At 71.4% G+C, this 11,501-nt stretch carries 10 protein-coding genes; 6 read left to right on the top strand and 4 right to left on the bottom strand.

Annotated features, from left to right (window positions below):
- Nucleotides 1–9: 9 nt before the first annotated feature.
- The 3 genes from F4559_RS18185 (at nt 10) to F4559_RS18175 (ending at nt 3,320) form a co-directional block, all read left to right on the top strand.
- A complete protein-coding gene (locus F4559_RS18185) occupies nt 10–435 on the top strand; it encodes a hypothetical protein (RefSeq protein ID WP_184670252.1) in 426 nt (141 codons plus the stop codon).
- A gap of 225 nt (nt 436–660) precedes the next feature.
- The gene (locus tag F4559_RS18180) at nt 661–1,770 is read left to right on the top strand and encodes a WD40 repeat domain-containing protein (protein ID WP_184670251.1); all 1,110 of its coding nucleotides are present in this window, start codon (nt 661–663) and stop codon (nt 1,768–1,770) included.
- A 134-nt stretch (nt 1,771–1,904) separates the two neighbouring features.
- Complete coding sequence (locus F4559_RS18175; RefSeq protein ID WP_184670250.1) at nt 1,905–3,320, top strand: flavin monoamine oxidase family protein; 1,416 nt, start codon at nt 1,905–1,907, stop codon at nt 3,318–3,320.
- Between the two features lie 61 nt (nt 3,321–3,381).
- Here the strand turns inward: F4559_RS18175 and F4559_RS18170 are convergent, their stop codons facing one another.
- Nucleotides 3,382–5,238, bottom strand: a complete 1,857-nt coding sequence (locus F4559_RS18170; protein ID WP_221447275.1) for a BTAD domain-containing putative transcriptional regulator — start codon at nt 5,236–5,238, stop codon at nt 3,382–3,384.
- Between the two features lie 538 nt (nt 5,239–5,776).
- A complete protein-coding gene (locus F4559_RS18165) occupies nt 5,777–7,231 on the bottom strand; it encodes an MFS transporter (protein ID WP_221447274.1) in 1,455 nt (484 codons plus the stop codon).
- A gap of 194 nt (nt 7,232–7,425) precedes the next feature.
- Between F4559_RS18165 and F4559_RS18160 the strand changes: the two genes are divergently transcribed.
- From F4559_RS18160 to F4559_RS18150, 3 genes are all read left to right on the top strand, one after another.
- On the top strand, nt 7,426–8,451 hold the full coding sequence (locus F4559_RS18160) for an RNA polymerase subunit sigma-70 (protein WP_312865710.1): 1,026 nt from the start codon (nt 7,426–7,428) through the stop codon (nt 8,449–8,451).
- Complete coding sequence (locus tag F4559_RS18155; RefSeq protein WP_184670249.1) at nt 8,448–9,077, top strand: TIGR03086 family metal-binding protein; 630 nt, start codon at nt 8,448–8,450, stop codon at nt 9,075–9,077. The genes F4559_RS18160 and F4559_RS18155 overlap by 4 nt, the downstream gene beginning before the upstream one ends.
- A 116-nt stretch (nt 9,078–9,193) precedes the next feature.
- Nucleotides 9,194–9,697, top strand: a complete 504-nt coding sequence (locus F4559_RS18150; RefSeq protein ID WP_184670247.1) for a flavin reductase family protein — start codon at nt 9,194–9,196, stop codon at nt 9,695–9,697.
- Between the two features lie 182 nt (nt 9,698–9,879).
- Here the strand turns inward: F4559_RS18150 and F4559_RS18145 are convergent, their stop codons facing one another.
- Nucleotides 9,880–10,296, bottom strand: a complete 417-nt coding sequence (locus F4559_RS18145; RefSeq protein WP_184670245.1) for a YybH family protein — start codon at nt 10,294–10,296, stop codon at nt 9,880–9,882.
- Nucleotides 10,297–10,309: 13 nt separating this feature from the next.
- A complete protein-coding gene (locus F4559_RS18140) occupies nt 10,310–11,479 on the bottom strand; it encodes an acyl-CoA dehydrogenase family protein (RefSeq protein WP_184670243.1) in 1,170 nt (389 codons plus the stop codon).
- Nucleotides 11,480–11,501 lie beyond the last annotated feature (22 nt).

The raw sequence follows: 11,501 nt of genomic DNA, 5'->3' as shown, positions 1-11,501 counted from the left end.
ATGGATCTCGTGAACGACTGGACCACGGACCCCATCTCCTACGTCGATTCCTCGGTGTTCGCACCCGACAACGGCGAGCGGTGGGCGCGCGAGCACTGGCTGAACGTGCCCGGCCCGTTCTACCCGGGCGAGACCGACACCTGCCGGACCGGGCGGCTGTCCGCGCCGCGCCACGTCCTCTACGGCGGCGAGTTTCCGAACGAGTTCGTCCACCGGCAGCCCCGGACCCGCGACGAGGTGGACCGCGTGGTGGAGGCTGCGGCGTGCGAGGTGGGACGAGTACGCCTACGACGGCGACGCGCGGTGGACGCCGGACGCCTTTGTCGCCTGGTGGGACGGACGGGCCGTGGTCGCGGCGCACATCGGGGAACCGATCGGGACGTGGCCGGCGGAGTCCCACGAGTCCACGCTGGAGACGGCGGCCGGCGGACGTGATTTCCTCGCCTATTCGGCGGGTGGTCCGGACACCGATCTGCGGGCCTATGTCTTCCGATTGGAGCAGGGCCGGTATCCGGGTGCGGGCGATCGGCTTCCGGAGTGGTGACGGGGAATAGTGCGCCGCCGGCCGGAAAACGCTGCGCCCGGTGCTCCGGTCGGCACTAGGCTCGGTTCCCGGTCCGAATGAGGGGGGCGGCGGTGCTTTCATCCTCGCGTCGATCAGTGATCGGAGTGGTGGCCGCGCTCGGCCTGTTGGCCGCTTGTGCCGCGGACATTTCCGGCGACGACGAGGTGGAGATCACCATGGTCCCGCTCGGTCGCCTCTCGCCCGGACACCTGGTGGTCGCGCCGGACGGCCGGTCGTCCTATTTCGCCTCGGCCACGTTCTCCGAGGAGGACAAACGGGTCCAGGTGCTGGACAACGCCCGGCGGGAAATCGTGGCGACCTACACGTTCGACACCGACCCCGACGACACGTGGGTGCGCGGGATGGCCCTGAGCGGCGACGGGCGGTGGCTCCACGTGATCACCTCCCACCGGCTGGTGGTGCTCGACACCGCGACCGGCGCCACCGCGGCGACCGTGGTGCCGCCCGACACCGTCGGCCTCGGTGCGCTCGCGGTCGCCCGCGACGGCCGCCACGTCTACCTGTTCGACGACCAGAGCGCGCTGCTCGGGCTGCCCGGTCGGATCTTCGTGGTGGACGTCGGCACGGCGACCGTCGTCGGGCAGACGGCGCTCAAGCGCGACCTGGCCAACGGCGCGCTGGTCAGCCCGGACGGCACCCGCCTGTACGCGACCACGTCCGGCTGGTCGAAGAACCGGACGGAATCCCAGGTGGCGCTGGAGACCTACGACATCACCACCACGACGCCCCGGTTCGTCTCCGACATCGGCCTGCTGCCGCCCAACCAGGGCGTGTACCACCCGGCGCTCAACCCCGTGCTCAGCGACGACGGGCAGCGCATCTACGCCGTGGGCTCCTACCGGGACCTCCTGGTGGTCGACCCGGTGCACGAGCGCCTGGTCGCCACGATCCCGGTCGACAACGGCGGCGAGCACGTGCGCGCGGTCGCCGTGCGGCACGACGGGAGCGCGGTCTACGTCGCACGCGACCAGCGCACCGCGGCGGACGGCCCGGTGGTGGCGGTCGTCGACACCGCGACGGCCCGGATCGTGGACACGCTGGTCGGTTTCGAGGACGACTACATCCCCGCGCTCGCCGTCGCACCCGGCGACGACACGCTCTACACCGCCTCCGTGACCGACCCCGGCACCGACACGCGCTACGGCGCCGCCCAGATCGTCGACCTCGACGACCAAGGCACCTGATGAACGTGCGGTGGATCCACAGTTGCCGGCCTGTGCCCGCCGGTCGATAGACAGGTCCCGGACCCCGGCTCGCGCGTCCGCGCGCGAGGCCGGGGGTTTCGGACCTGTCGTCTGGATCAGGGGAGCACCAGTAGATGAGCAGCGGGGAGCAGGAGCAGCGCGTCGTCGGACGGCGTTCGGTGCTCAAGGCGGCGGCGGGGGTGGCGGCGGCCGGACTGGTCGCGACTCCGGCGGTGGCCGGCGCCGAGGAGACCGGCGGCTGGGCCGACGTCATCGTCATCGGTTCGGGGTTCGCCGGCGTCACGGCGGCACGTGACCTGCGCGCGGCCGGGTTGCGGCCGTTGGTGATCGAGGCCAGGGGCCGTGTCGGCGGTCGGACCTGGACCAGTTCCTTCGAGGGGCAGACGATCGAGTTCGGCGGCCAGTGGGTGGGCGACGTGCACACCAACGCGATCGCCGAGTTGAACCGGTACGGCATCGCCACGAAGCCCGGTGGTCCGCTGCCGCTGCGCGCGTTCTTCCCGAACGCGTCCGGCGCGCAGCAGGAGGTCGACTTCCTGACCGCCAACGACCACCTGAACTCCTTGTTGGCACAGCTTTTCGAGGGCTCGGCGGACTACTTCCCGCAGCCCCGGAACCCGCTGTACGCGCAGGGCGTGCTCGCGAACTACGAGCCGTTGTCGTTGCAGGACAGGCTGAACCAGTTGACTCTGTCCACTCAGGACAGGTTGTGGCTGGGCGGCATGACCGGTGTGTTCTCCGGCGGTACCAGCACGCGTGGCGCGCTGACCGCGTTCGCGCAGGCGTGGGCCGGCGGCGGGCACACCGGGCAGGGCTGGAACGAACTCCAGGAGTACCTGATCGAGGGCGGCACGGGCGCGCTGCTGGGCGCGATCCTCGCCGACGCCCGGCCCGACCTGCGGCTGAACTCGCCGGTCGTGTCCGTGACGCAGGAACCGGGCCGGGTCGTGGTGACCACGCGCTCGGGCGCCCGGTACCGCGCGCCGGCCGTCGTGGTCACCGCGCCGGTGAACGTGTGGCACACCATCGACTTCACCCCGGGTCTGCCCGCCGTGCACACGGCGGCGACCACCCAGGGCGTCGGTGTGCCGAACGCGGCCAAGCTGCTGATCCGGTTGGCGGGCGGCCCCCGGCTGCCGTTCGCGCTCGGTGCCGAGGGCGCGCCGATGTCGTGGATCGTGCCGCAGACCGAACTGGCGAACGGCGACCAGCTCGTGGTCGGCTTCACCGTCGACCCGACCATCAACCTGGCCAGTGTCGCGGACGTCCAGGCCAAGGTGCGCACGATCCTGCCGGGCGCGACGGTGCGCGGGTTCCGGGCGCACTCGTGGTGGCGCGACCCGTGGGCACAGGGCGGTTGGGCGCTGCGCAGCCCCGGCCAGCTCCTCCAGCAGGTGCCGGCCATCCACCAGCCGCAGGGCCGGGTCGTGTTCGCCTCGGGTGACGTGCCCGCGGCCTGGCACGGCTACATCGAGGGTGCGATCGAGGCGGGCAAGATCGGTGCGGCCCAGGCGCTGTCGATCATCTGACCGGGCACGGCGGAAGAGGGGGTGGCGCGTCCACGCGCCACCCCCTCTTCCGCGGGTCGGGTCAGGCCGGGCAGGGCACCGCCTGGTCCGGCCGGACCAGGCGCCGGTCGTGGCCCACGCACGCGGCGGTCCGACCCGGCAGCCCGCCCACACGCGGCGGGCTGAGCGTGATGGTCGTGGCGTTGTGCTTGCCCAGACCCCATTCCGGCCGCCGGTCGAGCAGGCTCGGCCGGGTCGTGCCGATCACCAGCAGCGGCAGGTCGCGCCGGCAGTCGACGAGGTCGTCGACCCGGTCCAGCAGCGCGTCCGAGGCCCGGTGCAGGTCGTCGATCAGGATCACCAGCGGGCGGCCCAGTTCGGCACCGCAGTGCACGTCGACGATCCGGGACTGCACGGCCCGGATGCCGTCGCCCGCCACGTCCGCCGGGATCGGCGTGCGCAGCAGGTCCGCGGTGCGGTTCTCGGCGATCAGCCGCTCGAAGTCGGCCACCAGGCGCGACTTGCCGGTGTCCGGCGCGCCGACCAGGGTCACCAGGTGCGGTTGGTCGCGCACGCGCACGAGGTCGAGCAACCCGGTGAGCAGGCCCAGCTCGTGCCCCCGGCGGTCGCACGACAGGTCGCCGTGCCGGTGGAACGGGTCGGCGTCGAGCACCCGCCACGCCGGCACCCATGCCTCGGTCACCCGCTGGTAGGCGACCGCCGACCCGGTCGAGCGGTGGACGCGTTCGCTGACCCAGATCTCGCCGTCGGGCACGTGGGCCAGCAGGTTCTCGCAGTCGGCCAGCGTCGCGCGGCTCACCGCGACGGTGCCGACCGGCCGCACGCCGGATTGACCCGCCGACGCCGACCCGGCGGAGACCGCCGCCTGGAACGTCAACGCGTGCCGGTCGTCGTCGGGCAGCCGGCCGGTGATCGCGGCGGCGGCCCGCACCGCGCGCAACTCGCCCGTCTCGCCGGTGCCGTCCTGGTCGAACAGCGCCAGCGAGACCGAGCCGATCGACGCGGTCACCCGGCCGCCGAACCGCTCGACCTCCTCGCCCGTCACGCGGGCGACCAGGTCGAGCAGCGGGTGGTCGCGGTGGGTGCCCGTCGGCTGCACCTTGATCATCGCCACGCCGGTGCCGCCCGCGTGCCGCCGGACGGTCGTGGCCGCCCGCGGTTCGGGGGCCGTGGGCGCCGGTGCGACCGCGGCCAACCCGGGGTCGTGGCTGAGGATGGCGCTTTGCAGCTTCTGGAGTTCACGGCCGGGCTCCAGTCCCAGCTCGCCGACGAGCGCGGCGCGCACCCGGCCGTACACGCGCAGGGCGTCGGCTTGCCGCCCGCTGCGGTACAGGGCCAGCATGAGCTGGCCGCAGGAGCGCTCGCGCAGCGGCTCGCTCTCCACCATCAGTTCCAGCTCGTCGATCGCCGCCTGGTGCCGGCCCCGGGCCAGTTCCGCCTCGAAGTAGTCCTCCATGGCGTCCAACCTGGTGTTCTGCAACGAGGTCAGCTCCGGCCAGGAGACGCCGGTCTCGACCAGGTCGGCCAGCGGCGGGCCCTGCCAGAGCGTCAACGCCTCCCGCAACAGCCGCGACGCGGCCTCCGGGTCCGTGGCCAACGCCGCCCGGCCCTGTTTGGCCAGGCGGAGGAACACGTGCATGTCGATCTTCTCGGGATCGAGCTGCAACAGGTAGCCCGGTGGTTGGGTCACCAGCGCCGCCGCACTGCCCTCGCGGTCCGTCGTGAGCAGGCTGCGCAGTCCCCAGACGGCGTTCTGGAGGATCTTGCGGGCCGACTTCGGCATGTCGTCGGTCCACAGCGCCTTGAGCAATTTACTGGTGGCCACGACCCGGTTCGGGTTCATCAGCAGAAAGGCCAGGGTCGCCCGCTGTTTGGCCCCGCCGAGCGGAGTGGGCTTCCCGTCTATTAACACTTCCATCGGTCCCAGCAGATTGAAACGCACCGTACCCCCAGTGGTAGTGGTGTGCGCGATATGTCCCCGTCGACTCCGGTGTCCGCGGCTCGGGGAATCCTAAGTATGTCGCCGACGTTTTCGGCACACCGGATCAGGCGCAGACTTCGGTTCCTCCGTAGTGCGGCTTCACCAGGGGAACCGAGTTGTGCCGGGGCCTCCCCAGACCCCGCGTGAGCATATCACCGGACATCTCGGATGGCATATGGTCCGTACAGCGGAAACGCTGATGTCCGCGTTGTGGGGGTCGTCTACAGGGGGTTCGGCGTGTGTGACGCGCGCGTGCGGGGCGTGGAAATGCGACGCCGACCTCCGGGCGATGCGGAATGCCGTTCGGGCGGTGAACCATGGGTTAATTTCGTCGTGAAGCAATTCGGTAAAACGAATTCGGTAACGCGCAATCGGGAACCCGGGAGGTGGGCAAGATCGGGACGAGTGATCTTGCCCACCCATGGGCGTGGCGGAGGTGACTGGGGACACCGCGCCACGCTGGTCGGGACGTTCCTCAGTGCCCGGCGACGACCGGCGTGGTCGGCTGCGCGGCCGGCTGCCGGTCGCGGATCAGGTTGAGGATCAGCGCGATCACCAGGCACGTCGCCGCGAAGACGAACGCGGTCAGGAACGCGGCCTGCACACCCGCGTTCAGACCGACCTTGGCCACCGCCGCACCCGTGTCGGTGTAGGCGACGGACACCGTGGTGCACAGCGCGATGCCGAAGGCGGCACCGATCTGGAACACCGAGTTGTTGATGCCCGAGGCCAGGCCCGACTCGTCGGCCGGGACGTTGGACAGCGCGGCGATCGCCGAGGCCACCACGGTGGTGCCGATGCCGAAGCCGAACACGACCATCGCCGGGAACAGGTCCGCCCAGTAGTTGCCGTCGGCGGTGACGCGCGAGAGCAGGTACGCGCCGAGCGCCAGCGCGGTGGCGCCGAACACGGCGACCTTCTTGTAGCCGAACTTGGTGGTGAGCGGGCCGGCGAGGTTCGAGCCGACCACGGACATGAACGCGTAGATGGCCGTGCTCAGGCCGAACAGGACGGCCGAGTAGCCCAGCACCTGCTGCGCGTAGATGGACATCATCAGCGCGCCGCCGTAGATGGTCATCGACACCAGCAGCGTCATCAGGTTGCCGCTGACCAGCGAGCGCAGCCGGAACACGCGCAGCGGGACCAGCGGTGCCTTGGCGCTGCGCTCGGCGATGATGAACAGCACGAACAGCACGACCGCGCCGGCCAGGATGCCCAGCGTCTGGCCGGAACCCCAGCCGACCACGGGCGCCTCGACGATGCCGTACGCCAGCAGGATCAGCGCGCCGGTCACGGTGATCGCGCCGAACGGGTCGTAGGACTTCTTGCCCTCGCGGATGGCGGTTTCCCGCAGCAGCTTCGGGCCGACCAGCAGCACGACGCCCGCGAGCGGGATGTTGATGAAGAAGATCCACTCCCAGCCCAGGCCCTGGGTGATGGAACCGCCGACGAGCAGCGCGGCGGTGGCGCCGAACGCGCCGACACCGGTCCAGATGCCGATGGCGCGGTTGCGCTCCTTGCCCTCGGGGAAGGTCGCCATGAGCACGGCCATCGCGGTGGGCGCCATGATGGCCGCCGCGATGCCCTGCACGACGCGGGCGATGATCAGCACGCCGCCGGTCCACGCGAAACCGCAGACCACGGACGCGATGAGGAACAGGGCGGTGCCGACCATGAACATCTTGCGCCCGCCGAGCAGGTCGGCGGTGCGCCCGCCGAACAGCAGCAGGCCGCCGAAGCTCAGCAGGTAGGCGCTCATCACCCACTGCGAGCCGTTGACGCCGAAGGTCAGCTCGGACTCGATCGACGGCAGCGCCAGGATGACGATCTGCGAGTCGACGATGATCATGAAGTACGCCGTGCACAGCAAGGCCAATGCCTTCCAACGGCGTGGGTCGAGGGTGGACGTGGTCGGGTTGTCGGTTGGCACTGCGGCCGTTTGCTCTGACACGGTGGGGTAGACCGGCGCCGGTCGGGAAATTCGTCGCCGGGCCGCGACGAATTTTCGGCGTCCCGCCGGTCTGCCACTGTAGGTCCGTCGGGAGTCGTCGGACCGCAGGCCGCGCGCGGACGTAGGGGGAGCGAGTGACACCGCACGACGATCGGACCGGCACCGTCGGGGAAGTGCCCGGCGACGGGTCCGCGACCGCCACCATGGCCGGTCCGGAGGAGTTCGCGAAGCTCGCCGACCCGTTCCGCGCCGAGCTGTTGGCGCACTGCAAGCGGATGCTCGGCTCCGTGCACGACGCCGAGGACCAGGTGCAGGAGACGTTCCTGCGGGCTTGGCGCTCGTACGGCGACTTCGAGGGCCGGTCGTCGCTGCGCACCTGGCTGTACCGGATCGCGACGAACGTGTGCCTCAACGCCCTGGAGAGCCGTCGGCGGCTGCCGGTTCCCTTCGGGTTCCCGGGCGCCGAAGGCGACCAGGACCGCGACGCCGGGTGGCCCGAGGGCGGTCCGCAGGCGGCGTCGCGGGTGGCCCGCGAGACCGCGGCCGAGGCCGCCGAGCAGGTGGACCCGGCGATGATCGTGGCGACCCGCGAGGACCGCCGCCGGGCCCTGCTGGTCATGTGGGAGCGGCTGTCGCCCCGCCAGCGCGCCGTGCTGATCCTGCGCGACGTGCTGAGCTGGCAGGCCAACGAGATCGCCGACCTGCTCGGCACGTCCGGCACCGCCGTGCACAGCATGCTGCGGCGTGCCCGCGCCCAGCTCGCCCAGGCGCCGACCGTGACCGAGGTGGACGAGCCGGACGACGTGACGTTGCGCGGCTTCCTCGCCGAGTACGCCGCCGCGTTCGAGACCGGCGACATCAACGCCCTGGTCTACCTGCTCACCGAGGACGCGGTGTGCCGCCGGCAGCCCTCGGACACGGTGCTGTCCGGCCGTGCGGCGATCGTGCGGTTCCTGGCGCACTGCCCGGCCGTGGGCCAGTGCCGCATGGTGCCGATCTCGGTCAACGGCCGACCCGGCTTCGGCGTCTACCGTGCGGGCGAGGACGGCGTGTACCGCTCGTACACCATCGACGTGCTCACCATCAGCACGTCCGGGTTCGAGCGCATCGAGGTCATCGAGGACCGCAGTCTGTTCGGCACCTTCGGTCTGCCCCAGGTCCTGCCCGCGGAAGCGAACGTGGAGGCGAACCCGGCGTGATCGACGGCACGGACCTGCTGGCGGTCGTCCAGCAGCGCAACGGCCTCCTCGAACGCGCCACCCGCTACGCCAGGGAAGTGACCGCCCAGGTCCGGTACCCGCAGCTCACCCGGCCCACGCCGTGCGAGGGCTGGGACCTGTGGCGGTTGCTGTGGCACGTCAACGAGACCGTGGTGGCGTTACGGGAAGCCGTCGAGAGTTCCCGGGTGTTCCCGGAGCCGGCGCCGCTGGACCCGGACCGGGCCGACGACGTGCTCTCGACGTTCGACCGCGAGAGCGCTCTCCTGCTGGAGGCGTGGGACGAGTCGGCGGACGAGGCGACGGTCGCCGTGGGCCGGCATTCGGTGCACGGCATCGTGCTGGCCAACACCGGCGCGCTGGAACTGGCCGTGCACGGCTGGGACATCGCACGCTCGTGCGACCTGCCCGCCGTGATCCCGGCCGACCTGGCGACCGATCTGCTCCGCCTCGCGCACGCCGTGGTCCCGATACCCCGACGGCCGCAGTTCGGGCCCGAGATCCTGTGTCCGGAGCAGGCGCGGGCCGGCGACCGGCTGGTGGCGTTCCTCGGCCGGCGGGTCGAGGTGTGGTGCCCGGCACGGGAGCCGTCGGTGAACCCGCGGTGACCGGCGGCTGTGACGATTCCAGCGGCGAGACGTCCTGGGCAGGCCAGACGTCCTAGGAGTCCGCTCCCGACAGTCCGCCCCGGGTCCCGCCGGGGCGCACGAGACAGGAGTGCCGCATGCCCGAATCCCCGACCATCGACACGGTGTCGTTGCGCGACGCGATGTCGCGCTACGCCACCGGCGTGGTGGTGCTGACCGTGGGCGGCGAGCACGTGAACGCGATGACGGCCAACGCGTTCACGTCGCTGTCGCTGGACCCGCCGCAGGTGCTGGCGTGCGTCGCGCGGACGGCGACCATGCACCGGTCCATCACCGCCGCGGGCACGTTCGGCGTGTCGCTGCTCAGCGCCGACCAGCAGGACGTCGCACGGCGGTTCGCCGACAGCTCCCGGCCGCGCGGCGCGGACCTGTTCGCCGCGGTCCCGGTGCGGGTCGGTGCGGCGACCGGCGTGCCGCTGCTGGAGGGCGCGTCGGCGTGGCTGGAGTGCGAACTGGCCCACGACCACGAGGGCGGCACGCACTCGATCTTCGTCGGCCGGGTGCTCGCCGCGGGCCTGGGACCGGTCGGCGTCGACGCGATGGTCTACGCCGGCGGCAAGTTCCACCGCGCCACGGCCTGACACCACGACCCGGGCCGGGTCGCCTCCCCGGCGGCCCGGCCACCCCGCACGCGTCCCCCCTGCGCGGTGCGGTACCCGTGTTCCGGCGGTGCCCGAACCCCCCTGGAACCGCTCGGAAGACACGGGACACGACGGAGCCCCGGCCCGCTGGACCGGGCCGGGGCTCCGCACGTGGTACGGGGTCACTCCGGGAGCAGGCCCCCGGCCGCGACGGGCCGGTCGACGGCCATCAGCCACCGGCCGTCCTCGACCCGGCGCAGCACGTCGGTGCACTTGCCGGCGATGGTGAACGGCTCGCCGTCCGGGCCGGTGCCCTTGACCGTGAAGTCCACGCCGATCAGCGCGACGTCGCCGGCCACGTACGAGTGCGTCACCCGCGCTTCGAGCACCGGCTTGGCGCCGATGAACTCCACGAAGAACTTGCGCCGGGCCTGCCCGGTCAGCGGCTCGCCGGAGAAGTTCGAGATGGCGTCGTCCCGGTAGAGCCGGTCGAACAGCTCTCCGTCGCCGGAGTTGAACACCTGAAGGAAGATGTCGTTCTGCGTCTCGGTGTCACCGGTCAGGTCCGGCTTGTCGCGGTCGATCGCGATGGCGGTCATCGGGGTTCTCCTCTCACAGGTACGGGGTCGCCGGGTCCAGGCCGAGCAGCACGCGGCCCTGGATCTCCAGGTTGACGTTCGCGTTGACCAGCGCGTGCTGGGTGAACGCCAGGATGTCGCGGTAGAACCGCTGGAACGGCACGCTGCGCTGCACGACCGAACCGCCGCTGAGCGTGTACAGCAGCTCCACGGCCTCCTTGGCCAGCTGGTGGATGTACCCCGTCTGGCCGCGGATGATCGCCTTCTCCTCGTCGGTCGGCTGCTCGCCCGCGTCCGCCCGGTCCTGGAGGAGTTTGAGGTAGCCGCGCGAGAGGGCCTCGCCCGCGTCGATGTTGTTGCGCGCCTTCGCGACGGTGATCTGGGTGACCGGGTGCTGCGTCTGGTCCTCCCACGGCGTGTAGGTGATCGGCCGTCCGGGCAGCCGCTCGACGAACAGTTCGTAGGCGGCCTTGGCGATGCCCAGCGACGTCGCCGCGCCACCGGCCAGCACCAGCGCGAGCAGCGCGTAATTGCGGCCGTCCGCGCCGCCGTTGCTGCGGTCCGGGGTGTCGCTGACCATCAGCGGCTCGAAGTCGACCGCGTAGTGGTCGGGCACGAAGACGTCCTTGGCGACGGTCGTGACGCTGCCCGTGCCCGAGCCGCCGAACACGTGCCAGTCGTCCACGAACGAGAACTTCTCGATCGGGACCAGGCAGAGCACCTCGCCGTGCCCGCCGTCCTCGGTCTCGTACACCGCGGCGGCCATGTTGTAGTGCGCGCCCTTGGAACCGGAGTTGAACCGCCACTGGCCGTTGAGGATCCAGCCGCCGTCGGTCTTGGTGACCTTGCCCGTCGGCGCGAAGCCGATGGAGATCCGCACCGAGCCGTTGGCGAACACCTCGGCCTGCGTGCGGTCGGGGTAGAGCGTCGCGGCCCACGTGCTGCCGACGTACACGCCCGTCACCCAGCCGGACGTGCCGCAGCCCCGGGAGATCTCGGTGATGACCTCGACCTGCTCGGCCAGCGGCAGTTCCAGCCCGCCGAACCGCTTGGGCACCGACATGCTCCACACACCGGCCGCCTCCAGCAGCGCGATGTTCTCCTCCGGGATCCAGCGGTCCTCGTCCGCCCGCTGGCCGTTCTTGCGCAGCACGGGCACGAGGTCGCGCACCGCCTCCAGTACCGTGCGCGTGTCCTGCGTCATGACAACTCCTGTCGTGGCGGGG

The sequence above is a fragment of the Saccharothrix violaceirubra genome (genome assembly GCF_014203755.1).
Taxonomy (GTDB): Bacteria; Actinomycetota; Actinomycetes; order Mycobacteriales; family Pseudonocardiaceae; genus Actinosynnema; species Actinosynnema violaceirubrum.
The sequence above is the reverse complement of the archived record's forward strand: the minus strand, read 5'-3'. Positions and strand labels throughout refer to the sequence as shown.

Bases quoted from the DNA above. Each gene is read 5' to 3' on its own strand.
- F4559_RS18145 (WP_184670245.1), bottom strand. From the start codon at position 10,296: ATGACCGCCATCGCGATCGACCGCGACAAGCCGGACCTGACCGGTGAC.
- F4559_RS18150 (WP_184670247.1), top strand. From the start codon at position 9,194: ATGCCCGAATCCCCGACCATCGACACGGTGTCGTTGCGCGACGCGATG.
- F4559_RS18140 (WP_184670243.1), bottom strand. From the start codon at position 11,479: ATGACGCAGGACACGCGCACGGTACTGGAGGCGGTGCGCGACCTCGTG.
- F4559_RS18175 (WP_184670250.1), top strand. From the start codon at position 1,905: ATGAGCAGCGGGGAGCAGGAGCAGCGCGTCGTCGGACGGCGTTCGGTG.
- F4559_RS18170 (WP_221447275.1), bottom strand. From the start codon at position 5,238: ATGGAAGTGTTAATAGACGGGAAGCCCACTCCGCTCGGCGGGGCCAAA.